Source organism: Mesorhizobium abyssinicae (genome assembly GCF_049887195.1).
GTDB lineage: Bacteria > Pseudomonadota > Alphaproteobacteria > Rhizobiales > Rhizobiaceae > Mesorhizobium > Mesorhizobium abyssinicae.
Genome location: NZ_JARAKC010000001.1, coordinates 273,070 through 296,818 on the forward strand (window position 1 = coordinate 273,070; position 23,749 = coordinate 296,818).

The 23,749-nt window shown below is 64.3% G+C and carries 22 protein-coding genes and 1 pseudogene; 12 read left to right on the plus strand and 11 right to left on the minus strand.

What is annotated here, in order from left to right; all coding sequences use genetic code 11:
- Positions 1-45: 45 nt before the first annotated feature.
- Positions 46-1,224 (minus strand): MFS transporter, encoded by a 1,179-nt coding sequence (locus PU724_RS01185; protein ID WP_127287086.1) that lies wholly within the window; start codon positions 1,222-1,224, stop codon positions 46-48.
- Between the two features lie 194 nt (positions 1,225-1,418).
- Here PU724_RS01185 and PU724_RS01190 point away from each other — a divergent pair, with 194 nt between their 5' ends.
- The 5 genes from PU724_RS01190 to PU724_RS01210 all read left to right on the plus strand — a co-directional run bounded on the left by PU724_RS01190 (position 1,419) and on the right by PU724_RS01210 (position 9,193).
- Entirely contained in the window at positions 1,419-1,775 is a 357-nt protein-coding gene (locus PU724_RS01190) for an ArsR/SmtB family transcription factor (protein ID WP_127393976.1), read from the plus strand.
- Positions 1,775-2,533, plus strand: coding sequence for a metallophosphoesterase family protein (locus PU724_RS01195; protein WP_354419253.1), 759 nt, complete (start codon positions 1,775-1,777; stop codon positions 2,531-2,533). Before PU724_RS01190 ends, PU724_RS01195 begins: the two co-directional genes overlap by 1 nt.
- A gap of 130 nt (positions 2,534-2,663) precedes the next feature.
- On the plus strand, positions 2,664-3,470 hold the full coding sequence (locus PU724_RS01200; RefSeq protein WP_292350404.1) for an SH3 domain-containing protein: 807 nt from the start codon (positions 2,664-2,666) through the stop codon (positions 3,468-3,470).
- Positions 3,471-3,730: 260 nt separating this feature from the next.
- Entirely contained in the window at positions 3,731-7,234 is a 3,504-nt protein-coding gene (gene carB / locus PU724_RS01205; protein ID WP_354419255.1) for a carbamoyl-phosphate synthase large subunit, read from the plus strand.
- A gap of 207 nt (positions 7,235-7,441) precedes the next feature.
- Entirely contained in the window at positions 7,442-9,193 is a 1,752-nt protein-coding gene (locus PU724_RS01210; protein ID WP_354419257.1) for an ATP-dependent nuclease, read from the plus strand.
- 119 nt (positions 9,194-9,312) lie between these two features.
- On the opposite strand, the pseudogene PU724_RS01215 reads toward PU724_RS01210, so the two are convergent.
- Both PU724_RS01215 and PU724_RS01220 read right to left on the minus strand, forming a co-directional pair.
- A pseudogene (locus PU724_RS01215) lies at positions 9,313-9,703 on the minus strand (RidA family protein).
- Between the two features lie 378 nt (positions 9,704-10,081).
- Positions 10,082-10,633 carry a DUF4142 domain-containing protein gene (locus tag PU724_RS01220; RefSeq protein WP_354419259.1) on the minus strand — a complete coding sequence of 184 codons (552 nt, stop codon included), beginning with the start codon at positions 10,631-10,633 and terminating at the stop codon, positions 10,082-10,084.
- Positions 10,634-10,772: 139 nt separating this feature from the next.
- Here PU724_RS01220 and PU724_RS01225 point away from each other — a divergent pair, with 139 nt between their 5' ends.
- Positions 10,773-11,105: a hypothetical protein gene (locus tag PU724_RS01225; RefSeq protein WP_354419261.1), complete on the plus strand. Its 333-nt coding sequence runs from the start codon at positions 10,773-10,775 to the stop codon at positions 11,103-11,105.
- Positions 11,106-11,359: 254 nt separating this feature from the next.
- Here PU724_RS01225 and PU724_RS01230 read toward each other — a convergent pair whose 3' ends face one another.
- Together PU724_RS01230 and PU724_RS01235 are read right to left on the minus strand one after the other, a co-directional pair.
- The gene (locus tag PU724_RS01230; RefSeq protein WP_127285920.1) at positions 11,360-11,842 is read right to left on the minus strand and encodes a GNAT family N-acetyltransferase; all 483 of its coding nucleotides are present in this window, start codon (positions 11,840-11,842) and stop codon (positions 11,360-11,362) included.
- A gap of 5 nt (positions 11,843-11,847) precedes the next feature.
- On the minus strand, positions 11,848-12,768 hold the full coding sequence (locus PU724_RS01235) for a transglycosylase SLT domain-containing protein (RefSeq protein WP_354419263.1): 921 nt from the start codon (positions 12,766-12,768) through the stop codon (positions 11,848-11,850).
- 175 nt (positions 12,769-12,943) lie between these two features.
- Here PU724_RS01235 and PU724_RS01240 point away from each other — a divergent pair, with 175 nt between their 5' ends.
- Positions 12,944-13,513: a methylated-DNA--[protein]-cysteine S-methyltransferase gene (locus PU724_RS01240; protein WP_354419265.1), complete on the plus strand. Its 570-nt coding sequence runs from the start codon at positions 12,944-12,946 to the stop codon at positions 13,511-13,513.
- A 41-nt stretch (positions 13,514-13,554) separates the two neighbouring features.
- On the opposite strand, the gene PU724_RS01245 is transcribed toward PU724_RS01240, so the two are convergent.
- Positions 13,555-13,884: a hypothetical protein gene (locus tag PU724_RS01245; protein WP_127285917.1), complete on the minus strand. Its 330-nt coding sequence runs from the start codon at positions 13,882-13,884 to the stop codon at positions 13,555-13,557.
- On the opposite strand from PU724_RS01245, the gene PU724_RS01250 reads away from it, so the two are divergent.
- On the plus strand, positions 13,874-14,137 hold the full coding sequence (locus PU724_RS01250; protein ID WP_127394209.1) for a hypothetical protein: 264 nt from the start codon (positions 13,874-13,876) through the stop codon (positions 14,135-14,137). The genes PU724_RS01245 and PU724_RS01250 overlap by 11 nt on opposite strands.
- Before the next feature lie 37 nt (positions 14,138-14,174).
- Positions 14,175-14,387 (plus strand): cold-shock protein, encoded by a 213-nt coding sequence (locus tag PU724_RS01255; protein ID WP_006202464.1) that lies wholly within the window; start codon positions 14,175-14,177, stop codon positions 14,385-14,387.
- Between the two features lie 542 nt (positions 14,388-14,929).
- Here the strand turns inward: PU724_RS01255 and PU724_RS01260 are convergent.
- The 3 genes from PU724_RS01260 to PU724_RS01270 all read right to left on the minus strand — a co-directional run bounded on the left by PU724_RS01260 (position 14,930) and on the right by PU724_RS01270 (position 17,370).
- Positions 14,930-15,538: a glutathione S-transferase family protein gene (locus PU724_RS01260; RefSeq protein WP_127285915.1), complete on the minus strand. Its 609-nt coding sequence runs from the start codon at positions 15,536-15,538 to the stop codon at positions 14,930-14,932.
- 75 nt (positions 15,539-15,613) lie between these two features.
- Complete coding sequence (locus tag PU724_RS01265) at positions 15,614-16,474, minus strand: EAL domain-containing protein (RefSeq protein WP_127310771.1); 861 nt, start codon at positions 16,472-16,474, stop codon at positions 15,614-15,616.
- Positions 16,471-17,370 carry an EAL domain-containing protein gene (locus tag PU724_RS01270; RefSeq protein WP_292101350.1) on the minus strand — a complete coding sequence of 300 codons (900 nt, stop codon included), beginning with the start codon at positions 17,368-17,370 and terminating at the stop codon, positions 16,471-16,473. Before PU724_RS01270 ends, PU724_RS01265 begins: the two co-directional genes overlap by 4 nt.
- Positions 17,371-17,584: 214 nt before the next feature.
- Between PU724_RS01270 and PU724_RS01275 the strand changes: the two genes are divergently transcribed.
- A complete protein-coding gene (locus PU724_RS01275) occupies positions 17,585-18,787 on the plus strand; it encodes a pyridoxal phosphate-dependent aminotransferase (RefSeq protein ID WP_354419269.1) in 1,203 nt (400 codons plus the stop codon).
- A gap of 139 nt (positions 18,788-18,926) precedes the next feature.
- Here PU724_RS01275 and PU724_RS01280 read toward each other — a convergent pair whose 3' ends face one another.
- Positions 18,927-19,322: a (R)-mandelonitrile lyase gene (locus tag PU724_RS01280; protein WP_127286250.1), complete on the minus strand. Its 396-nt coding sequence runs from the start codon at positions 19,320-19,322 to the stop codon at positions 18,927-18,929.
- Between the two features lie 134 nt (positions 19,323-19,456).
- Positions 19,457-20,008 (minus strand): methyltransferase family protein, encoded by a 552-nt coding sequence (locus PU724_RS01285; RefSeq protein WP_292168704.1) that lies wholly within the window; start codon positions 20,006-20,008, stop codon positions 19,457-19,459.
- Positions 20,009-20,155: 147 nt separating this feature from the next.
- Here PU724_RS01285 and PU724_RS01290 point away from each other — a divergent pair, with 147 nt between their 5' ends.
- Complete coding sequence (locus PU724_RS01290) at positions 20,156-21,016, plus strand: alpha/beta fold hydrolase (protein ID WP_354419271.1); 861 nt, start codon at positions 20,156-20,158, stop codon at positions 21,014-21,016.
- A 219-nt stretch (positions 21,017-21,235) separates the two neighbouring features.
- A complete protein-coding gene (locus tag PU724_RS01295; protein WP_128273436.1) occupies positions 21,236-23,287 on the plus strand; it encodes an elongation factor G in 2,052 nt (683 codons plus the stop codon).
- Positions 23,288-23,749: the final 462 nt, after the last annotated feature.

Below are 23,749 nucleotides of genomic sequence, written 5' to 3' on the forward strand. Positions count from 1 at the left end.
AAACCGGTTCCCGCTTTTCGGGATCATGCTCTAGCTTTGCAGCGGCTACTCGGCCGGCATTGCGACCGGGCGGGCCAATGCCCAACCGGCCAGCACGATACCCAGGCCCACGATCGGAAACACCGCCGCGACCAGCCCGAGATCGCCCGGCACGTCGAAGCGCAGCACCGCGCCCCCGACAACCGCGCCCAGCGCCACGCCGAGATAGAGCGCCGAGGCGTTGAGCGAGAGCACGATCGGGGCGGCGTCCGGGGCGAGCTTGATAATGCGGCTCGCCTGCGCCGGCGGGAAGGCCCAGCCGACGATGCCCCACGGCACCATCATCGCCATCAGCGCCGGCCCGGCGATATGCTGCGGCAGCAAGGTCGGGATCAGCGAGAAGGTGACCAGCATGGCAGCGCTGAGCGCCAGCGACCAGGCGACGGTGCGAGTCGCGCCGAAGCGGTCGGCGGCCTGCCCGCCGGCAATGTTGCCGATGACGGCGCCGGCGCCGAAGGCGAGCAGCATGCCGGGCAGCGCCAGCGGGCTCAAGCCGCCGCTCTGGACGGCCAGCGGCGCGATGAAGCTGAAGACGGTAAACGCGCCGACCAGCGCCAGGGCGGTGGTCAAAAGGATCGGCATCACGCCGGGCCGAAGCGCCGCCGCCAGCCGCGCCTTGAGCGGGAGCCTGGTGCCGATGATGCCGCGCGGCAGCCGCCACCACAGGATCGCGCCGGCCAGCGCGCCGAGCCCGGCAATGGCGAAGAAGGTGCCGCGCCAGCCGGCGACGGCCGCGACAAGCGCGCCGAGCGGCGCGCCGACGGCAACCGCCACCGTGGTGCCTCCGACGACGACGGCGATGGCGCGCGCCCGGTGATGGTCGTCGACCAGCGCCACGGCCGTGCCTTGCGCGGTCGCGGCGAACAGGCCGGACGACAGAGCCATGATGATGCGTGCGATCAGCAGCAGTTCGAAGGACGAGCTCAGCGCCGCAACGATGTTGCCGAGCACGAAGAACACCAGCGTCCACAGGATGACGCGGCGACGGTCCCATTCGCCGGTCAGCGTCGCGAGGACCGGGGTGCCGAGCGCGTAGGCGAGCGCGAAAGCGGTGATCAGCGACCCGGCGAGCGGAATGGAGATGCCGGCATCCGCCGCAATGTCGGGCAGAAGGCTGGAGATGACGAAGCCTTCGGTCGAGATCGCAAACGATCCGAGCGCAAGCCAGAATATCCGCTTGTCCATGGGAGTGTCCTTTAGTTCAAAAGTTATTGAACAATTGGACATGGCAGGGCATGATGTCAATGAAGCCAGGGGAAAATAGCTGAACCCTGCTGACAGCACTGTGTCAGGACAGGGTCCGCGATCAACGGATCGTTTGCGCCCGCCGCAGAAGGAGACGCGTTGAAATCGGCCCGGATTGTGCTTAATTCCCGGGGATGACCTTGCCCCATCCCAACGCTGACCAGATCAGCCTGCCGATCGTGCTCGCCGTGCTCGGCGACCCGACCAGGCTTGCCATCGTACGCTTCCTGGCCAGCAAGGAAGGCGTGCCGATGAACTGCAGCAAGTTCCTCGATCTCGGCTCCAAGACCAACCTCAGCTATCACCTGGCCAAGCTGCGCGAGGCCGGCGTCACCCGCACCGAAGCGGTCGGCACCAACCGCATGATCACGCTGCGCCGCGACGACCTCGACCGCCGCTTCCCCGGCCTGCTCGACAGTGTCATTGCCGCCGCCGGTGACGACAAGGCGCTGCCCATGGTCGGCGCCGCCGAGATCGAGATCGGCGCCTGATGCGCATTGCGGTTCTCGCCGACATCCACGGCAACTTGCTGGCGCTGGACGCCGTGCTCGACGACCTCAAGCATCGCGGCGGCGCCGATATCACCGTCAATCTCGGCGACTGCGTCTCCGGCCCGCTCTGGCCGCGCGAGACGATGGAACGGCTGCAGGCGCTCAACCTGCCCACCGTGCGCGGCAACCATGACCGCCGCGTGGCGCAGGACCCTGACGACGAGACGATGTGGCCGTCCGACCGCTACGCCCAGGAACGGCTGACGGGGTTGCAGCGCGAGGCGCTGCTGGCCTTGCCGCTGACGCTGGAGGTCCTGCCCGGCGTCGTCGCCTTCCACGCCCGCCCCGACCATGACGAGAAATATCTCGCCGATGCGATCACCGACGGCCAATTGGTGCGCGCGCCGCTGGCGGCGATCCGGCGGCGGCTGAAATCGCTCGACCCCGCCTGCGGCATCGTGCTGTGCGGACACAGCCATCGCGCCGAGCTGATCCGCATCCCCGGCGGCCCGGTCATCTTCAACCCCGGCAGTATCGGTTGCCCCGCCTATGACGATGACACGCCTCCGGCGCATGTTTCCGAGCAAGGCACGCCGCATGCGCGCTACGGCATCGTCGAACTCGGCGAGCAGGGCCGCCCCGACCGCTTCGAGGCCATCGCCGTCGACTACGACCACGAGGCCGCGGCGAGCCAAGCCGAACGGGCGGGACGGCCGGAATGGGCGCATGCGCTCAGAACCGGCTTCATGCCGGACTGAGCGGCGGCACGCCCCGTCACCGCCAAGTTTCAGATGACATCGCGCCATATCGTCTCCTATAACCGCCTCGGCTTGAGGTGGCGCGCTTGAGTCGGTCGCGCTTTGGAACGTGCATGCCCATGGCCGAAGGATGAAGCGCAGAGTTACGCTCCGATCGACGCTGCAGGCACTGATTGCCGTCGCTTTGCCGCTGGCCGCCTCGCCGGCCATGGCCGAGGACGCGCCTGGCACCATCATTTCCATCGTCAGCGGCCTCGCGCCGGACGACCTGCTCAACATCCGCGCCACCGCATCGGCGACCGGGAAGATCCAGGCGCGCCTGCCCGGCGGGGCGGCGGTGAAGAATCTCGGCTGCAACGAAGTCAACGGCAATCCCTGGTGCAAGGTCGAGGACACCGAGAACCCTCGCGTCGGTGGCTGGGCGCCCGCGCGCTACCTGACCCCGAACAATCCGGCGCCGGCGCCCGATGATGCCGCCGAGCCGGCGACCGAAGCCAGCGCGCCTCAACTCCCCGAAGCACCGGCCGCCGACATCACCGCGCGCCTCGGCGGCTCCGACCCGGCGGCACCGCGCTCCGCCGCCGATATCGGCAGGACGGCCATGCAGGATGCCTATGGCCTTGCCTTCACATCATCGGCGGCAGGACTTTCCGACGGCCCCGCCCCCGATGCCTCCGGCGGCATCCCCTGCGCGCGCCATATCGGCCAGCCGATGACCCGCTGCGAGGTAACCGTGGTGCACACGGGCGGCGAGAGTGCCGTCACGGTAGCCTGGCCGGATGGCGGCACGCGCATCATCACCTTCCACGGCGGCTTCCCGGCCAGTTCGGACTCGGCAGACGAATTCCGCTTCACCCGCGAGGGCACGCTCAACATGATCCGGATCGGCACCTCGGAGCGATTCGAGATCACGGACCAGCTTGCGCTGGGTGAATAGGTGTTAGGCAGTAGGGAATAGGCAGTGGGTGCCTGAAGCTCCCCTACTCCCTACTCCCCTACTCCCCTACTCCCCTACTCCCCTACTCCCCTAATCCCCTACTCCCCTCCTGCCTAATCCCTCATTTTCGGGGTTACATCCGCCAAAACTCTTCCCTATAAGGCCCTCCTAGCCTGATACCAGAATCGCAAGCACAACCGGCCGGGTCCTCCCGTCCCGGTTTTTCGTGCAAGCCGCTCGCCGAACGGAACCCGTAGACCATGCCAAGACGCACCGACATCAAGTCGATCCTGATCATCGGGGCCGGCCCCATCGTCATCGGCCAGGCCTGCGAGTTCGACTATTCTGGCACACAGGCCTGCAAGGCGCTGAAGGAAGAGGGTTTCCGCGTCATCCTGGTCAACTCCAACCCGGCCACGATCATGACCGACCCGGAGCTGGCCGACGCCACCTATATCGAGCCGATCACGCCGGAAGTGGTGGCCAAGATCATCGCCAAGGAACGGCCGGACGCGCTACTGCCCACCATGGGCGGCCAGACGGCGCTCAACACCGCTTTGTCGCTGCGCCGCATGGGCGTTCTCGACCGCTACAATGTCGAGATGATCGGCGCCGACGCGCATGCCATCGACAAGGCCGAGGACCGCGCGTTGTTCCGCGAGGCGATGAGCAAGATCGGCCTGGAAACGCCGAAGTCGATGCTTGCCAACGCCACCGACGTCAAGAACGCCGACCGCAAGACGCATGAGGCCGAGCGCGCCGCGCTGAAGGCCGAGAACCCCGACAATCTCGACGCCGCGCTCGACGCGCTGGAAACCCGCTGGAATCTCGGCGAAGGCGACCGCAAGCAGCGCTACATCAGCCATGGCATGGCGATCGCCGCCCAGGCGCTCGACCATGTCGGCCTGCCGGCCATCATCCGACCGTCCTTCACCATGGGCGGCACCGGCGGCGGCATCGCCTACAACCGTGCCGAATTCTACGACATCGTCCAGTCCGGCCTAGACGCCTCGCCGACCACCGAGGTGCTGATCGAGGAGAGCGTGCTCGGCTGGAAGGAATACGAGATGGAGGTCGTCCGCGACCGGGCGGACAATTGCATCATCGTCTGCTCGATCGAGAACATCGATCCGATGGGCGTGCACACGGGGGACTCGATCACCGTCGCGCCGGCGCTGACCTTGACCGACAAGGAGTATCAGATGATGCGCAACGCCTCGATCGCGGTGCTGCGCGAGATCGGCGTCGAGACCGGCGGCTCCAACGTGCAGTTCGCCGTCAACCCGGCCGACGGCCGCCTGGTGGTGATCGAGATGAACCCGCGCGTCTCGCGCTCGTCGGCGCTGGCCTCCAAGGCGACCGGCTTCCCGATAGCCAAGATCGCCGCCAAACTCGCCGTCGGCTACACGCTGGACGAACTGGAGAACGACATCACCGGCGGCGCCACGCCCGCCTCGTTCGAGCCGTCGATCGATTACGTGGTGACGAAGATCCCGCGCTTTGCCTTCGAGAAATTCCCCGGCGCCGAGCCGGTGCTGACCACCGCCATGAAGTCGGTCGGCGAGGTGATGGCCATCGGCCGCACCTTCCAGGAATCCTTGCAGAAGGCGCTGCGCGGACTTGAGACCGGCCTGACGGGTCTGGACGAGATCGAGATTCCCGGCCTTGGCCATGGCAGCGCGCCGGCCAGCCATGTCGACGACAGAAACGCCATCCGCGCAGCACTCGGCACGCCGACGCCGGACCGGCTGCGCATGGTGGCGCAGGCGATCCGCATGGGCACCTCGCTGGAAGACGTGCATGCCATGTGCAAGATCGACCCGTGGTTCCTCGAGCAGATCGCCGGCATCATCGCCATGGAGGAGCGCGTGCGCGAGCACGGCCTGCCGCAGGATGCCGCCAATCTGCGCATGCTGAAGGCGATGGGTTTTTCGGACGCTCGCCTCGGATCCTTGACGAAGAGCGACGCCGAAGCGGTTCAGAAGGTCAGAGAAAAGCTCGACGTCCATCCGGTCTACAAGCGCATCGACACCTGCGCCGCCGAGTTCGCCTCGCCCACCGCCTATATGTACTCGACCTACGAGGTGCCCTTCGCAGGCAGCCTCGCCAACGAGGCGCAGGTTTCGTCGCGCAAGAAGGTCGTCATCCTCGGCGGCGGCCCGAACCGCATCGGCCAGGGCATCGAGTTCGACTATTGCTGCTGCCACGCGGCGTTTGCGCTCCGCGACGCCGGCTACGAGGCGATCATGGTCAACTGCAACCCGGAGACCGTCTCGACCGACTACGACACCTCCGACCGGCTCTATTTCGACCCGCTGACGGCGGAGGACGTGCTGGAGATCCTGCGCGCCGAGCAGGCGTCCGGCGAACTGGTCGGCGTCATCGTCCAGTTCGGCGGCCAGACGCCGCTCAAGCTCGCCGACGCGCTGGAGAAGGCCGGCATCCCGATCCTCGGCACCTCGCCCGACATGATCGACCTCGCCGAGGACCGCGACCGTTTCCAGAAGCTGCTGCACAAGCTCGGCCTGACCCAGCCGAAGAACGGCATCGCCTATTCGGTCGAGCAGGCCCGCCTCGTCGCCGGCGAGCTCGGCTTCCCGCTGGTGGTGCGCCCGTCCTACGTGCTCGGCGGCCGCGCCATGCAGATCATCCATGACGAGGGCATGCTGCAGACCTACCTGCTCGACACCGTGCCCGGCCTGGTGCCGGAGGACATCAAGCAGAAATACCCCAACGACAAGACCGGCCAGATCAACACGCTGCTCGGCAAGAACCCGCTGCTGTTCGACACCTATCTGTCGGGCGCCATCGAGGTCGATGTCGACTGCCTCTGCGACGGCAAGGCGACCTTTGTCTCCGGCATTCTGGAGCACATCGAGGAGGCCGGCATCCATTCGGGCGATAGCGCCTGCTCGCTGCCGGTGCACGCCCTGCCCTCAGACCTGGTCGATGAGCTGGAGCGGCAGACGGCTGCCTTGGCTCGCGCGCTCAATGTCGGTGGCCTGATGAACGTGCAATACGCGATCAAGGACGGCACGGTCTATGTGCTGGAGGTGAACCCTCGGGCGTCGCGCACCGTGCCCTTCGTCGCCAAGACCATCGGCCGGCCGATTGCCAAGATCGCCGCCCGCATCATGGCCGGCGAGACGCTGGAGGATGCCTTCGCCCATTACGGCCCGATGCCCGACCCGCGCAACCCCGGCCACATCGCGGTCAAGGAAGCCGTCTTCCCCTTCGCCCGCTTCCCCGGCGTCGACATCCTGCTCGGGCCGGAAATGCGCTCGACCGGCGAGGTCATGGGCCTCGACCGCGACTTCGCGCTCGCCTTCGCCAAGAGCCAGCTCGGCGCCAATGTCGACCTGCCGCGCTCCGGCACGCTGTTCGTGTCGGTGCGCGACGAGGACAAGAAGGGCATCCTGCCCGCCGTCAAGCGCCTCGCCGGCCAGGGCTTCAAGGTGCTCGCCACCTCCGGCACCGCCCGCTTCCTCGCCGAGAACGGCGTCGTCGCCGAAAAGATCAACAAGGTGCTCGAAGGCCGCCCCCACATCGAGGACGCCATCCGCAACCGCCAGGTCCAGATCGTCTTCAACACCACCGACGGCCAGAAGGCGGTGTCGGACTCCAAGTCGCTGCGGCGTGCAACGCTGATGCAAAAGGTGCCGTATTACACGACACAGTCGGGTGCTGCGGCGGTGGCCGAGGCGATTGCGGCGCTGCGGGCGGGGAGCCTGGAGGTCACGCCGCTGCAGGAGTATTTTGCTTAGGGATCGGGGCGATTGGCTCAGGCGGCTTCAGGCAATCCCAGTCTAAGGATCGGACGCGACCTCCAGCGGCGCTGGCCATCGTAGAAAGCGCGACTTCGGTCTTCAATGCCCAATTGAAGTTTCACACCACCGAAGATACGAATTTATACTGCTTGGCTAATTTGGCCCATTGAGCCAATATCACCCCAGAGTCCGGCGGGGGCGTCAATGGCAACAATTCAAGCAATAAATTTCGAGAATTTCAAAAAGTTCAATCGCTTCTCAATCAGCTGCCGCGATACGAATATCTTAGTCGGTCCAAATAATGCTGGAAAATCCACAACGTTAGACGCTCTTCGAATTTTTAGGGACGTCCATCGATATGCAAGCAGGACGAAGTCTATACTTAAGGATCATGAAAACTTCGGGGTATGCGCTACATATGAAATATCTCAAAGCTTGATTGGAATACCAATCGACAATGTTGTACGCGATTATGGGGACGAGCCTGCAAAAATTACGGTCAAATTAACGAATGATTCGACACTACATATAAAACTTCACCCTGATCAGCTTGTCACAGCGTTCGTCGAGGCAGATCGCGCTATTCCGCGCAGCACAGCAGATTTCAAGCGATTATTCCCTATTGATCTGGTAATAGTTCCCACGTTATCGGCGCTTGAAGATCGAGAACCTCTTGTTAGGCCAGAAACAGCCGCCCGGAATGAGAATACAAGGCTGGCTAGCCGTAACTTCAGAAATATTCTTTATCAGAAGCCTCGAGACGAATTTGATCAATTCGTCGAACTTTGCAAAGAGGGATGGGAGGATATTGAGTTAGAGCTCCCCGAGATAGTGCGAGGGGATCCCCCGTATGTCACGATGATGTACCGAGAAAAAAGAATTCCAAGAGAGTTGTATTGGTCTGGCTTCGGCTTCCAGGTCTGGATGCAGATGATGGCTCAATTTTTGAGAGGCACCAAAGATTCTGTCTTAGTTCTTGATGAGCCAGACATATATCTGCACCCTGAGCTTCAAAAGCGCGTACTAAGGATGGCTAAAGAAAAATTTGGTCAGATCTTCATTGCAACGCACTCAACAGAAATTATGAATGAAGCCGATCCAGGGGATATAATCTCCATAGCCTACAACAATAGGACTGGAATTAGGGTTACAACTGAAGAAGGATACAAGAAGGTATATTCATATCTTGGTTCTTCGGAAAACGCCGAGTTTGCAAGATTGGCGCGGGCTGAAAGGATAATATTTTTTGAAGGAAAAGAGAGAAACTTAATCCGTAAATTTGCGGTCAAGGCAAAGATTGGCGAATTCTTTCAAAACCCAAAGACGATATACCTGCAGGCCGGCGGTTTCTCGCAATGGACACGGGTAAAAGAAGTTGATTGGGCGCTTCACAATATATTCGACATTGATGTAAAAATTGCAGCAATATTTGATCGAGATTATCGGTGCGACGAAGAAATTCATTCATTCAAGAAGAATTTGGAAAATAGCTCTCTCTGGATCGATGTCTTGGCCAGAAAGGAGATCGAGAACTACGCCTTGGTTTATGATCCGCTAAGTGAGGCGATCAAAAAGCGCGTCAGATCACGAGGAAAAGACATCACTTCCGATCAGGTTAGCGCACGCGTTGTCAAACTTTCAGATACCTATCGGACCACATGTCAGGCGCAGCATCTTGCGCATTACCTTGCTCATCACCGCGAGATCGATCGGCGGACAGCGGATTCCACACACTTAGAACGAGCTAGTGAGCGCTTCGACACTTATTGGGCTGACATTGACAAGCGCTTCTCAATCATACCGGGTAAAGAATTTATAGCTGTTTTATCTGCAGGACTCCAGCGTGACTATGGAGTCGCACTAACCGTAAGTCAGATTGTAGATGAGATGGGTCAAAAAGACGTCCCCCCGGATTTAGTAGATCGCCTTTCTAGCATGGCCGCCTTCTTCAGTTAGGCCCTGTGGCTCGATGATTGGCAGGTCGTTGCTCCTCCTCCTTCTAAGGATACCCCTCACCGCCGTGAAAGTTCCGCGGCTCATCATTAATGGGCGTCAACTAACAAGGATAAGCACCCTCACCCCACCGCCACACACTCGATCTCGATATCGAACTCCATCGGCCATGACGCCACCGGCACGAAGGTCCGCGATGGCGGGTTCTCGGGGAAATGCCTGGCATAGACCCGGTTGATGGCGTTGTAGAAGCCGGCATTGGCAGCGTAGACGCGCACCATCAGCCTTGTCCAGCGAGCTGCCGGCCGCTTCCAGGCAGTGTTTCAGCGCCTTCAGCGACGTCTCGGCCTGCACCTCGATGTCGCCCTTGACCAGCCTGCCGGTCGCACGATCGAGCGGCGGCATGCCGGACACGAAGACCAGCCCCGCCCCCCTGGTCACCAGCGACAGCGGCACGCCAAGCGTCCGCACCGCCGCCGACAGCACCGGCACTTCGACGATTTCCTTGCTCATGACGATCTCCCCTGCGTTTGCGGTGAGCTTATCCCGCCGTCGGCGGAACGCCAGCGGGCCGCCGATACGTCGATCGCGGTAGGATGATAGCTCGTGTTGGAACGGCCAATTATCGGCGCCGGCGCTGCCCCTCATCTGCCTGCCGGCATCTTCTCCCCGTTGAACGGGGAGAAGGGGCTGGCCGCGACGCCGGCGCACTTCCTGCGACTTCGGCGATTGGCGAAACCACCGGCGCAAGCGTCTTTCTCCCCGTCACTATACGGGGAGAAATGCCCGGCAGGGCAATGAGGGGCGGCGCCAGCGCCAGGTGCTCTTCAGGTGCTCTACAGAAACCCGATGAACCGTCCGGCGAACAACAGCGAGTCCATGGCGGCACCCTCACCCCTGATGCGCCACTGCCAATTCCTTCACGTGCTTCTCGTGCATCTTCAGCGTCGGCAGCGTCTTCTTGGCGAATTCCTTCATCGCCGGGTCGTCGCCGGACTTCGCATAGGTGCTGAACAGGGCGACCGCTTGCCGGTGCGCGTCGGTCTGCATCTTGATGTATGCCTGGTCGAATGCCTCGCCGCTGGCGCGCTTGAGCTCGGCCAGCAGCAGCTGCTCTTTGGGCTGCAACGCGGGCCCGGCGGGCTTGATCGAGGCGGTGGTCTGGCCTTGGCTCAGCGCCGCCTTGAAATCGTCGCCCGCCTTGGTGTGGTCCGCGATCATCTCTCTGGCGAAGGCCTTGATGTCGTCGGAGGCGGCCTTCTCCTCGGCCAGCCTGCTCGACTGGATCTCGAATTCGTTGGCGTTGGGCACGGTGGTGACGAAGGTCGGCGTGTCGACCTTGCTGTCGGCAAGCATGGGCGCGACCTGGTTCGTCGATTGCGCCAGAGCGGCCGGCGCGCCGGCCAGCAGGGCTGCGACGGTCGCGGTCAGAAGGGTTTTCATCTGATGTCTCCGATCCGAATGGTTCCCTCCGGCATTTCCAACGCGGCATCGGCGGCGGGGTTGCGTTGAATTAGACTGCACAGCGACCAAGATCTCCTGCATGCTCGTCCTGCCTGGCCGCCAGACTGGAGAGAAGACAGTGCCCGACGAAATAGACCTCCGCTGCCCTGAGAATGTCGCCGACAACGCCGCCAAAGGCCTCAGGCTGCGCAAGCAGTTCGGCCGCGGCGGTACCGAGATCGGCGTGGCGCGGGCCACCGAACTGAAGAACCGGGAGAAACTGTCGCCGTCGACGATCCGGCGCATGGTCAGCTATTTCGCCCGCCACGAGGTCGACAAGCGGGGCAAGAATTACGGCAATGAGGACAATCCGTCGGCCGGCTACATTGCCTGGCTGTTGTGGGGCGGCGACGAGGGCCGCGCCTGGGCGCTCGAGATCAAGCGCAGGATCGGCAACGCGCCGGATATCTGACCAGGGATAGCTGAAGGAAGACATGGCGAAAGGAAGACATGGCGAAGCGGGCCCCGAACCCGCCTCGGGACCCGCCGTGGAGTGGCTGACACATGCCGGCGCAACCGCTCCGATGCCGCGCGAAACTGTCGACCCCCCGATCGGTGCGCGGCATGACGCAGGGTTAGCATTTGCGCGCGGCGGCTTATGTGAAGCGGTTCACAAACTGTCCCGTTTCCCGGTGCAAAGCGTGACGGGCAGCGGAAAGCGGCGCCCTACCCTTCCCAGTCGACCGGAACCATACCCAGCCGCTCGTAGAGCCGGAGGGCGGCGGCGTTCTCGACCGTATTGGTCTTGAGATCGACATGGGCCGCGCCCCGCTCGCGGAAGGCGATGAAGGCGTGCCGCATCAGCGCCTCGCCGATGCCACGGCCGCGCGCTTGCGGATGGACGGCGAGATCCTTCACGAAAGCCGTCGCCCAGCAAAGGGCTGCTCCCGCCAGCAGGCCCCTGGCGTCGATGACCAGGAAGCAGAGAGCGGGGTCGAACTCGGCGTCGCCGGAGATGCGCGGCCACCACTCGTCGAACGGCCCGTCCGTGCCGTCGTCGAACACTTCGGTGAGCAGCGCATGGAGGGGCCGCGCATCGGCGGGCTCGAAGCCGCGCATGACAAAGCCGTCCGGCCAGTGCGGCGGCGGCAGATCGTCGTCGAGGGTCTTGCGCAGCCGGATGTCGTCAGGCGCCGGCGGACGCGGCATCGCGCTCAGGCGTCGGGCTGCAGGCGGCGCCGCGCACGGTCGACACCGAGGCCGGTCGCTTCCAGCATGCCCCTGCGCTTGGCGTCGTAATAATAGCCGCTCTGGTAGAGCCGGTCGGCGCGCTTTTCATCGCCCCCCGACACCAGCCAGGCGCCGCGCAGATATTTGACCGCATATTTGAGATTGGTCTCGGCGTCGAACAGGCCGCTCGCCGGCCCGTCATAGCCCATGCCGCGCGCCGTCGCGTGCTTGATCTGCATCAGCCCCCAATGGCCGTGATTATAGGCTTTCGGGTTGAAGGTGCTCTCGCGGTTGACGACATGGCGCACGAGATCGATGGGCACCTCGTAGAGCGCGGAATATTTCTCGATCAGCCGCTCGATCTCGGCGCGCGGCCCGGTCGCGTGCGGCTCGGGCTCGCCGGGCGGGGCTAGCAGCGCCGGGTTCTGCGGCACGACATAGGCGACCTGCTGGACGCCGGGCATCGTTGCCGCCTTCACCGCCTGGCCGGTGACGGGCATGGCCATCGCGGCCGTTGCATAGGCGGGCTCCTGCTTGATCGATCCCGGGCTGAGCGGCGAGGTGCCGGCCATCACGGCCGGCTGCGCGGCAAGCGGCGTCGATCCGGCGAAAGCGGCTGGCTGGGCCGGCGGCGGCAAGGGCTCGCCCGGCGTCGCCATGCCCGGCGTTGCCATGGTCGCATCGGCGGGCAGCGCCGCCACCTGCACCGGGACGAGGCCGGAGGGCTCGGGCAGCACGGCAACCGTTTCCGGCAGCGCGACGGTCGGCGTGTCGTCCTCGACGGCAGGGGTCGCGGCCGCCGCCAGGGCAGGCGCGGCCTTCATCTGCGAGGTCGAGGTGCAACCGCTCAGGCCAGCCGCGCCCACGAGCACGCCGATCGCGGTGAGGATGATTTTGGTTGCCAAGCCCTGCAGGTCCGATTGTCGGTTGTTAAGAAGTCCTTACACCAGCGATTCTTCGTCGGCAATCTGGGCCATCCGGCGGTTTTCGGGTGGCGGGAGCCGGTGCAAACTGCGATATTGTTCCCTATCTGTACCGTTCATGTCCCCGTTTTTCGCCGTTTGCGGAAAGGAACACGTCATGGAAACCACGCGAGCGATCACGGCCGGCCACGCAGTGTTAGAAACAGTGATCGGCTTCATGGGCATCGCCTGGAGCGAGAAAGGCCTGATCCGGCTCTGCCTGCCCGAACGCAGCCGCGAGGCGGTCGAGCGCCGGTTGTTCCGCCATGGCGGCGTTTCCCGGTCCACCGAGCAGCCGAAATGGGTGGTGGACCTGATCGCCTCGATCAAGGCCTATGCCGCCGGCGAGGACGTCGATTTCTCCGGCGTGCCGGTCGATCTTGCCGGCGTCGACGATTTCCGCCTCGCCATCTATGACGCGGCGCGCAAGCTCGGCTTCGGCGAGACCACCACCTATGGCGAGCTGGCGACGCGCGCCGGCCATCAAGGGCTGGCTCGCGAAACCGGGGCGGCGCTTGGCGCCAACCCGGTGCCGCTGGTCATCCCCTGCCACCGCATCCTTGCCGCCGGCGGCAAGATCGGCGGCTTCTCGGCGCCGGGCGGCTCGACCACCAAGGAAAAGATGCTAGCCATGGAAGGCGTGCGTCTCGGCCCGCCGCCCTCGGCGCAGGTCTCGTTCGGCTTTTGAACCCGGCCTGCAGGCCAGCCTTGCCTGAATGTCGACGGACCTCAGTCCGATTGCAGGAAGCGGCGACGGAACCGCCGATCGAAGTCCGGCCGCTTGCAGACGAAGACCGGGCAGGATTTCGCATCGGCGCTGGGCACGTAGGCGCGCTTCCTCACCTCGCCCAGGTCGCAGAAGCGCTCGTCCCTGACGTAGCGGTCATAGAGCGGCAGCCCCGGCACGCGCGTCGACTGGTAGCGCAGGATGACCGCGCCCTGGCGCGCGATCGTCGCCTGCACCCTGTCGCAGCTCATGCGGGTCGGGTCGTAGCGCGAGATCGCCTGCGCCTCGGCGGCCACCAGCGTCATCAAGGCGGCAAGCAGTATGGTCTTCATGATCCTCTCCCAAACCCTGCGCCCGAGACCTGCTCGTTCCTCCCTCGCGGCGCACGCCAGTCGCGAATTTTTCACGCGATTGGGGCGGCCGTTGGGCGGCGGTGCGATCAGGGCTTTCGCACACAGTCTTGTTTTCAACGCAAAATCCGCCTATATGCATCGCATTGATATTTCGGCCGATCGATCGGGCCTCGCGATCTTCGCGTTTGCTGACGTCTATCTCCAAAATTTCGATACCACCGGCTGGACCTAGTCCGGTCAAACTAAAGCAAATGTGAAGGATACTTCGAATGGCAACTGGTACGGTCAAGTGGTTCAACGCCACCAAGGGCTTCGGCTTCATCCAGCCCGACGCGGGCGGCGCGGACGTTTTCGTCCACATCTCCGCTGTCGAGCGCGCTGGCCTGTCGACCCTCGTTGAAGGCCAGAAGATCAACTTCGAGATCGAGCAGGACCGCCGCACCGGCAAGTCCGCTGCTGGGTCTCTGAGCAAGGCAGCCTGATTTAGCAACAGCGCGCGCCGGACGAAGGTTCGGGGCGCGCGGCAAGTCACGGATGTACTGACGGTCGCGCGAGAAGCGCGCCGGAGCGGAAAGACCCGACAAGCTGGAACAGCAGATAGCTGCCAGCCCGGCCAGACGCTCCCGATCAGGCTACCGGAATGGGAAGGCGGGATTTATCCCGCCTTTTTATTTGCCCGCAGTTCAGAAGACTGGCGAAACCGCCGAAGCTGCCTTCTTCTCCCCGTGAACGGGGCGAAGTGCCCGGCAGGGCGATGAGGGGCGGCGCGACGCAGCGAAATTGGCTTCCTGGCGCCGCAGCACAGCAATTCAAACGACAAAAGTTGGCGCCGCCCCTCATCTGGCTGCCGCCATCTTCTCCCCGTAAACGGGGAGAAGGACGCCTTCGCTGAAGCTTTCGCCAATCGCCACCGTCACATAGGACATGCACCATCGGCCGAAGGCCGCAAGCCCGACCGGGCGTCGCGCCTGTTGGCGCGCCCCGTCCGGAGCAGCCGCGAAGCGGCGACGGCGTGAGGACAAAACTAAGGCAGCCACGCCAGCGGCACATGCCCCTTGTCCGCTTCGACCCGCTTCAGCCATGCGGCAACCGCAGGATAGGCGTCGAGTTGGAAGCCGCCCTTCTCGGCGGTATGCGTATAGGCATAGAGCGCGATGTCGGCGACGCTGTATGCATCGCCGGCGAAGAAGGCATTGGCTTCCAGATGCCTGTTCATCACGCCGAGCGCCTTGTTGCCGCGCTCCAGCGTCGATGCCAGCCGTTCCGGCGTCGCGTCCCTGGCGCGCTCGGGAAAGGTGAGCAGCGCCTTGCGCACGGCGATGTAGGGCTCGTGGCTGTACTGCTCGAAGAACAGCCACTGATAGGCGAGCGCCCGCTGGTAGCGGTCGGCCGGCAGGAAGCGCGTGCCCTCGGCGAGATAGAGCAGGATGGCGTTGGATTCGGCGATCCGCCTACCGTCGTCGAGCTCGAGCAGCGGCACCATGGCGTTGGGATTCTTGGCGACGAAATCGGCCTTGCGGGTGTCGCCGGTATGCGAGCTCACCTCGACATTGGTGAAGGCAATGCCGAGCTTGGCCATCAGCAGGCGCGGCTTGTAGCAATTGCCGCTGTCGATCATGCTGTAGAGTATCATCGGGTCTCCTTCCGGCTCGCGCCAATATCGCGCGGCGGAAGCCGCCTCATCCAGTGATTTGTTTTGGCCTGAACATCAGCGCCGCTGATGCAACGGCACGACCTTGCTTTCGGCGCCGAGCAGCGCCTCGATCGACAGCGGCTCCTCGTTGAAGATCGTGCCGGCCAGCGCCGGGCGGGCGAGATGATAGCCCTGCAAGAAGTCGACGCCGCCATCGAGCGCGACGCGAAGATGCACGGCCTGCTCGATGCCCTCGACCAGCACCTTGGCACCGCGGTCGTGCAGCGTCGAGACCAGCGGCCGGAAGAAACGCTCGGCCGCGGCATGGCGGCAGAACTCGGCGAACCAGGCGCCGTCGATCTTGACGATGTCCGGCGCAAGCAGCGCGATGCGCGCCTCGGTCGAGTGGCCGGTGCCGAAATCGTCGATGGCGATGCGGATGCCGTCACGCCGCATCTCGCGCACCAGGCTGGCAAGGACATGATCGTCGGCCGCCTGCTCGGTGATCTCGCACACCAGCATGCCGGGGTAGAGGTCGAGCTCGCCGAGATGCCTGGTCATCAGCCGGATCTCGGCCAGCGCCCGCCCGAGATGATCGTTGACCAGCGGATTGTAGTTGAAGAACAGGTCGAGCCCCTCGACGCCGATGTTACGGAAGTTCCGCAAATGCAGCATCCGGCACATCGTCTCGACGAACAGGCGGTCCGGAGACGGAACGCCGTCGAAGAACACCGGCGGCGCGAGCGGCCTCGCGTCCCGCTGCGCCTCGATCAGCGCCTCGACGGCGACCGGCGCCAGCGAGCGGCCGCGTGGCGCGAAGATCGGCTGATAGGCGCTCTTCAGCCGGAACTCGCCATAGACGCCGTATTCGATGCCGATCTCGTCGGCAAAGATCGCCTCGGCGGCGTTGCGCCGCCTGTCCGGCCATACGCTCACGATGCGGTCCTGCGCCCGAATACCCGCGCCCCGCGCGCTGCCGGCGCCGTGCCCGGACCGGCCGGCGCCACACCGGCGCCCGTCGCAGCCGCGGGCGGCGGGGCACCCTTGCCGAAGACGCGAAAACTGGTCGGCGCCAGTTCCGGCCGCGCCAGCACGAAGCCCTGCACCATCGAGGCTCCCGATTTCTCGGCGAGCTCGAGCTGCCAGCCCTCCTCGAGGCCTTCGAACACGGTGCGGATGCCTTGCTGCTCGAAGCTCCTCACCATGGTGGTCAAGAGGGCAAAGCCGGCGCCGGACTCCATCAGCTGCGTGATCCAGTGCGCGTCGAACTTGACGATGTCGGGCTTGAGCTCCTTGATCCGGTTGATGTCGGATTCGTCGGCGCCGTAATCGTCGACCGCGATGCGGAAGCCGTTGGCCCTCAGCGCCTCGACGAAGCTGTAGAGCGCCTCCTGCGATGCCGTTTTCTGCTCGGTCACTTCGCACACCATGCGGCGCGGGTCGATGCCGGCCTCGTGCAGGACCAGCCGCATGTCGCGCAACGCCTTGTCGGCGACGCCGCGATCGGTGAACACCGAGGGATCGAAATTGACGAAGATCGATGCCTCTTCCGGCAGGCAGACGCCGGCGTTGAGCAGGTGCAGCGTGCGCGTCAGCGCCTCGATATGCAGACGGTCGCCCGCCGGGCAGGTGTTGAAGAAAGTCATCGGCGACTGCGGCTCGCCGTCGCGAAACGGCCTGATCAGCCCCTCGAACGCGACGATCGACAGCTTGCCTTCGTTGAAGGCGAAGATCGGCTGGAAGGCGCTCTGCAGCGTATGGACGCCCCAGACACCGCTTGCGGTGCCGTCATCATGACGGATGATGTGGGCGAGCCCGATACTACGCGACAAGGGTTCCTCGCTCCGCAAGACTGGCGGAATTGGCTTATGATCCTGCCATCAGCGGTTTTAGCGACCGTTGATGAATTTATTGTTGCCGAGGCGATGCCGGTCACGGCGGCTTGACCCCTGGCTCATGCGACAGCGCTTGCGCTTGGCCGGATGTTGCGACAAGAGAGGCGCCGCGGCCGCTCCTGGCCGCGCCGCCCCTTGGAGATATCAGGTCATGGCCTTTCTTGCCGACGCCCTTTCCCGCGTGAAGCCTTCCGCGACCATCGCGGTGACGCAGAAAGCGCGCGAGCTGAAAAACGCCGGCCGGGACATCATCGGCCTCGGCGCCGGCGAGCCGGACTTCGATACGCCCGACAACATCAAGAACGCGGCGATCGACGCGATCCGCCGTGGCGAAACCAAGTATCCGCCCGTGTCCGGCATCGCGCCGCTGCGCGAGGCGATCGCGAAAAAATTCAAGCGCGAGAACAATCTCGACTACCTGCCCGAGCAGACCATCGTCGGCACCGGCGGCAAGCAGATCCTGTTCAACGCCTTCATGGCAACGCTGAACCCCGGCGACGAGGTGATCATCCCGCGCCCCTACTGGGTGAGCTATCCCGAGATGGTGGCGATCTGCGGCGGCAGCTCGGTGTTTGCCGACACCTCGATCGACAACGGCTTCAAGCTGACGCCGGCGGTACTGGAAAGGGCGATCACGCCGCGCACCAAATGGCTCTTGATGAACTCGCCGTCCAACCCGTCCGGCGCCGCCTACACGGAAGCCGAGCTTCGGGCGCTGGCCGACGTACTGCTCAAGCACCCGCATGTCTGGACGCTGACCGACGACATGTATGAGCACCTCACCTATGGCGATTTCGTCTTCAGGACCATCGCCGAGGTCGAGCCGAAGCTCTACGAGCGCACGCTGACCATGAACGGCGTCTCGAAGGCCTATGCCATGACCGGCTGGCGCATCGGCTACGCCGCCGGCCCCGTGCCGCTGATCAAGGCCATGGACATGATCCAGGGCCAGCAGACCTCCGGCGCCTGCACCATCGCGCAATGGGCTTCCGTCGAGGCGCTGAACGGCCCGCAGGACTTCATTGCCAAGAACAAAGCGATCTTCCAGGGCAGGCGCGACCTGGTCGTCTCGATGCTCAACCAGGCGCGCGGCATCTCCTGCCCCTCGCCGGAAGGCGCTTTCTACGTCTACCCGTCCTGCGCCGGGCTGATCGGCAGGAAGACGAAAGCCGGCAAGGTGATCGACAGCGACGAGACCTTCTGCTCGGAACTGCTCGAGGCCGAAGGCGTGGCGGTTGTGTTCGGCTCGGCCTTCGGCCTTGGCCCGAACTTCCGCATCTCCTACGCCACCTCGGAGACGCTTCTGGAAGAGGCCTGCACGCGCATCCAGCGCTTCACCGCCTCCCTCACCTGATCAGGCCGCTGCCAAAAGAAAACCCGGCTCCAGGCCGGGTTCTTCTTGGGTCGCCGAGCAATTCCAGGAAAAGTGCGTAGCGGCAGGCTCGGCGACTTCGCCGTAGCCTTTCGTCCGGAATTGCGCAAAGACAAAGGCTCTAGCCGCCATACTGCTCGTCGCTGACCTTCTCCAGCCAGTCGGCATGGACGCCGTCGAGCGCTTCCTGCATGGCGATATGCGTCATCGCCGTATTCGCGCCGGCGCCATGCCAGTGCTTTTCGCCGGGCGCGAACGAGATGACGTCGCCGGCCCTGATCTCCTGGATCGGCCCGCCCCAGGTCTGGGCACGGCCGGCGCCCGAAGTGACATAGAGCGTCTGGCCAAGCGGATGCGTGTGCCAGTTGGTGCGCGCGCCCGGTTCGAAGCTGACCAGGGTTGCCCTTAACCGCGCCGGCGCTTCCTTTTCGATGATCGGGGTCTGCAGCACCCGGCCGGTGAAATATTTCTCCGGCGCCATGATTGTCGGCACGCTGCCGCAGGCAATGATCTTCATCGTCTCGATCCTCGAACTGGTGTCATATCCGTGGCGGCAACCGTCGCGCTACGGCCCGCCATCGTGGCGGCAGTTTCCGTCGATGCCGCTCGCGGCGCAACCGCTTCCCGGGCGGCCCGACGCGGCGAAACGTGTCACCATCGCAGCCGCGGCCAGAACAGGCCCGCTTGCTTTCGATGGGCCTCATAGGCACCGGCCAGATCGGTGCGCGAAAATTTCTTCTCTTCGTCCAGCGCCGCGATCAGGTAGAGCACGAAGATCCCGGCAACGGGCACCACCGCCCAGATCGACCAGGTCGCGATACCCCAACCGGCCCAGAAGATGATGTAGGAGGTGTAGAACGGGTGGCGGATGTAGGAGAACGGTCCGTCGGTCACCAGGCCATGCGGATTGTCGGCGTCGAAGACAAAGCGCAGCCGCGCCTTGCGCGACCTCGAAATCGCCCACCAGAACAGCGCGGAGCTCACCAGCTGGATCGCCAGCCCGACGATCTTGGCCAATGGCGGCTGCGGCAGGATCCAGATGATCGCCAGGAAAAACAGCGCCGTCGCGGCCACGACGACCGAGATTATCTTCGCACCCGAGGACATGGCCGACGATTGGAAATGGGCGCGCATCGACCACAGATATTGGCCGACCGTGGCGATGCCGATGATCGAGACAACAAGGTCGAGCCCACGTTCCATCGTCAAAATTCCACGCCCACGCCGAAGATTCGCAGGCACTATAACCGGTCGCCGCGGATTAATCCTTTCTTAACCAGAAACCTAAAGCCCGTGTAGACCCAGGGCATGCGATGCTGGACGTCACGCAATCCTGAGGTTCAATGCATTATGGCCGTCGCCGAGCGCACGATCCGCACCCCGCAGGCCGATTTGCGCGTCAGCGAGTCGGCAGGCCCCGGCATGCCCATCGTGATGATCCATGGTTCCGGCGCCTCGCGCGCCGTCTTCGCCCGCCAGTTCGACAGCCCGCTCGCCGATGCCCACCGGCTGGTCGCTTTCGATCTCCCGGGTCATGGCCAGTCGTCGGACGCCGCCGACCCGATGGCGGACTACACCCTCACCGGCCTGGCGCGAGCCGCCGGCCACCTCCTCGACGATCTGAGCATCGACCGCGCCATCGTCTATGGCTGGTCGCTCGGCGGCCATGTCGCGATCGAGCTGGCAAGCTTCCATCCGGCCGTCCAAGGACTGATGCTGACCGGCGCGCCACCGGTGTCGAAAGGCTTCTTCGGCATGCTGCGCGGCTTCCACGCCAACTGGGACATGCTGCTGGCTTCGAAGAAGATCTATTCCGAACGCGACGCCGAACGCTTCGAAACACTGTGCTTCGGCGACAGCGCCGACCCGTCGTTCCGCGAAGCCATCCTGCGCACGGATGGCCGGCTGCGCGCGGTGGTGACCCGCAGCATGATGGCCGGCAAGGGCGCCGACCAGAAGCAGGTCGTCGAGCAGGCCGCCTTTCCGGTGGCGATCGTCAATGGCGAGAACGACCCCTTCATCCGGCTCAACTACTTCGACACGCTGGACCATGCCACGCTCTGGGAGCAATGCCACGTCGTCCCGGGCGCCGGACACGCTCCCTTCTGGGAGCGTCCGGATCTGTTCAATCCGATGCTGTCGCGCTTTGCCGAAACGGTTGCGGCGCGGGAGGCTGATACTGCCCTGCCGGCCCAGCGCCGGGCCGGCTGACGCCACCGTGTAGGGTAACGACTCCTTGCAGCCGCTGGCATGGCGCTGGCGCTGACCGCCTGACGACGCAAAGCCGGCGAATTTCCTATTTTCCTTGCCCTCCCCGCAAACCCGTGGGACGATGCCCTTGGGCAGGTGGCGATTGAAAAGAAGCCCCGCCCGCGACGGCCGAACAGGCCGGCCGCCGCTCCCAGGGAAACGCCTGAGTGGAGGTCAGCCATGGGTACTCGCGCCGGAGGACGACGCACGGGACCGAAATGCATTGCCATAGTCGGTCCCTTCGCAAGCGGTAAGACGACACTTCTCGAAGCAATACTGGCCCGCACGGGCGCCATCCCCCGCCAGAATCCCGTTTCATCAGGCAGCACCGTTTCCGATCATTCAGCCGAGGCCCGCGCCCACGCCATGAGCGTCGAGGCGACCTTCGCGACCACGGAATTCATGGGCGAGCAGCTCACCTTCGTCGATTGTCCCGGCTCTATCGAGTTCGCCTTCGAGGCCGAACCGGTGCTCGCCGCCTGCGATGCCGCTGTCGTCGTTGCCGAAGCCGACGAGAAGAAGATCCCCGCGCTTCAGCTCATCATGCGCAAGCTCGACGATCTCGGCGTGCCGCGCATCCTGTTCCTGAACAAGGTCGACAAGGCGGTCGCCGGCGTGCGCGACACGCTGAAGATGCTGCAGCCGGCAAGTTCGGTGCCGCTGCTGCTGCGCCAGATTCCGCTGCGCAAGGACGGTGTCGTCATCGGCTCGATCGATCTCGCGCTGGAGCGCGCCTACGTCTACCGCGAGTATGCCGAGAGCCAGGTCGCCGACATACCGGGTGACGACAAGGCTCGCGAGCTGGAGGCCCGCTTCTCCATGCTGGAGACGCTCGCCGACCATGACGACCAGTTGATGGAGCAGCTGCTCGAGGAGATCGAACCGCCGAAGGATGCGATCTTCGACGACCTTGCCGCCGATCTTCGGGCCGGCGCGGTGACGCCGGTGCTGATCGGCACCGCCGAGAAGGGCAATGGCGTGCTGCGTCTCCTGAAGGCGATCCGCCATGACGCGCCCGACATCGAGGCGACCCGCAAGCGCCTTGGCGCGCCCGACGGCAACCAGACCGTTGTCCAGGTGATGAAGACCATCCACACCGCCCATGGCGGCAAGCTGTCGGTATCGCGCGTGCTCTCCGGACAGCTCGCCGACGCCGCCGAGCTTTACCTGTCGAACGGCGAAACCGCCAAGGTCTCCGGCATCTACAAGATGCTTGGCAAGGACCAGCTGAAGCTCGCCTCCGCCAAGGCGGGCGACACCGTCGCGCTCGGCAAGCTCGACATTGTCAAGACCGGCCAGACGCTGAGCTCCGCCAAGGGCGGCATCAGTCCGCTGGTCACGCTGGAGCCGCCGCAGCCGGTGTTCGCCTTCGCGCTGCGGCCGAAGGAGCGCAAGGACGAGGTCAAGATGTCGGCCGCCATCCAGCGCCTTGCCGAGGAGGATCCCTCGCTCAGCCTGCGCCACAACCAGGACTCCGCCGAAACCGTGCTGTCGGGGCATGGTGAGATGCACCTGCGGGTCGTGCGCGAGCGGCTCGAGGGCAAGAACCAGATCCCGGTAGAGGGTCACAACCCGGCCGTGCCTTACCGCGAGACGATCCGCAAATCGGCGCAGCAGCGCGGTCGCCACAAGAAGCAGTCCGGCGGCCACGGCCAGTTCGGCGACGTGGTGGTCGAGATCAAGCCGCTGCCGCGCGGCTCCGGCTTCCAGTTCACCGACACCATCACTGGCGGCGTGGTGCCGAAGACCTACATCCAGTCCGTGGAGACCGGCATACGCGACTATCTGAAATCCGGCCCGCTCGGCTTCCCCGTGGTCGATGTCGCGGTCAATCTCTCGGACGGGTCCTACCATGCCGTCGATTCCTCCGACATGGCCTTCCAGATGGCGGCCAAGCTGGCGATGAAGGAAGGCATGGCTGCCTGCTCGCCGGTGTTGCTTGAGCCGGTGATGAAGGTCGAGATCGTCACGCCGTCGGACGCGACGTCGAGGATCATCGCCCTGATCCCGCAGCGGCGCGGCCAGATCCTCGGTTATGACGCGCGGCCCGACTGGCCGGGATGGGATGTGGTCGAGGCGACCATGCCGCAGGCGGAGATCGGCGACCTGATCATCGAGCTGCGCTCGGCGACGGCCGGCGTCGCCAGCTACCGGGCCGCCTTCGACCACATGGCCGAGCTGACCGGCCGACTGGCGGACGAGGCGATGAACGCCAACGGCAAGGCTGCCTGAGCCGATCCGCCAATGCGAAACGGCGCCCGGATGTTCCGGACGCCGTCTATCGCGGACCGTCTTCCTGGGAGGCAAACGGCAGGTCCGCCGCATGTGTCCGCCCTGTAGCCGACGGAAGAAAGGTTCGGACGCGGTAGCCGCCTGAGCCCGGTCCGTCCGAGTGATGCCCCCATCTCCCGAACCGACCAAACCGCGTCCTATGATCTGCTTAGTCGATAGCGTGTGTCTGCGCCATGTTACCAGAGGTTACATGTCACTGTTACGTGGCATTGCCGATCGATTTTCCGCGCCCTCATTGCCCTGCGGGCAACAAAAAAGCCGGATCAATAAAGATCCGGCTGAGTTTGATTGGAAGTGCCTGTTAAGGCTAACCTCCAGAGGGGAACACTCGAGGGCGCTAATGGGAGGAGAACGCGCCCAGGAGATGATCTATATATGTGCTCATCATGCCCAAGAAACAAG

Bases quoted from the DNA above. Each gene is read 5' to 3' on its own strand.
- PU724_RS01185 (WP_127287086.1), bottom strand. From the start codon at position 1,224: ATGGACAAGCGGATATTCTGGCTTGCGCTCGGATCGTTTGCGATCTCG.
- PU724_RS01190 (WP_127393976.1), top strand. From the start codon at position 1,419: ATGACCTTGCCCCATCCCAACGCTGACCAGATCAGCCTGCCGATCGTG.
- PU724_RS01195 (WP_354419253.1), top strand. From the start codon at position 1,775: ATGCGCATTGCGGTTCTCGCCGACATCCACGGCAACTTGCTGGCGCTG.
- PU724_RS01200 (WP_292350404.1), top strand. From the start codon at position 2,664: ATGAAGCGCAGAGTTACGCTCCGATCGACGCTGCAGGCACTGATTGCC.
- carB (WP_354419255.1), top strand. From the start codon at position 3,731: ATGCCAAGACGCACCGACATCAAGTCGATCCTGATCATCGGGGCCGGC.
- PU724_RS01210 (WP_354419257.1), top strand. From the start codon at position 7,442: ATGGCAACAATTCAAGCAATAAATTTCGAGAATTTCAAAAAGTTCAAT.
- PU724_RS01220 (WP_354419259.1), bottom strand. From the start codon at position 10,633: ATGAAAACCCTTCTGACCGCGACCGTCGCAGCCCTGCTGGCCGGCGCG.
- PU724_RS01230 (WP_127285920.1), bottom strand. From the start codon at position 11,842: ATGCCGCGTCCGCCGGCGCCTGACGACATCCGGCTGCGCAAGACCCTC.
- PU724_RS01240 (WP_354419265.1), top strand. From the start codon at position 12,944: ATGGAAACCACGCGAGCGATCACGGCCGGCCACGCAGTGTTAGAAACA.
- PU724_RS01250 (WP_127394209.1), top strand. From the start codon at position 13,874: ATGGTCTTCATGATCCTCTCCCAAACCCTGCGCCCGAGACCTGCTCGT.
- PU724_RS01245 (WP_127285917.1), bottom strand. From the start codon at position 13,884: ATGAAGACCATACTGCTTGCCGCCTTGATGACGCTGGTGGCCGCCGAG.
- PU724_RS01255 (WP_006202464.1), top strand. From the start codon at position 14,175: ATGGCAACTGGTACGGTCAAGTGGTTCAACGCCACCAAGGGCTTCGGC.
- PU724_RS01260 (WP_127285915.1), bottom strand. From the start codon at position 15,538: ATGATACTCTACAGCATGATCGACAGCGGCAATTGCTACAAGCCGCGC.
- PU724_RS01275 (WP_354419269.1), top strand. From the start codon at position 17,585: ATGGCCTTTCTTGCCGACGCCCTTTCCCGCGTGAAGCCTTCCGCGACC.
- PU724_RS01280 (WP_127286250.1), bottom strand. From the start codon at position 19,322: ATGAAGATCATTGCCTGCGGCAGCGTGCCGACAATCATGGCGCCGGAG.
- PU724_RS01285 (WP_292168704.1), bottom strand. From the start codon at position 20,008: ATGGAACGTGGGCTCGACCTTGTTGTCTCGATCATCGGCATCGCCACG.
- PU724_RS01290 (WP_354419271.1), top strand. From the start codon at position 20,156: ATGGCCGTCGCCGAGCGCACGATCCGCACCCCGCAGGCCGATTTGCGC.
- PU724_RS01295 (WP_128273436.1), top strand. From the start codon at position 21,236: ATGGGTACTCGCGCCGGAGGACGACGCACGGGACCGAAATGCATTGCC.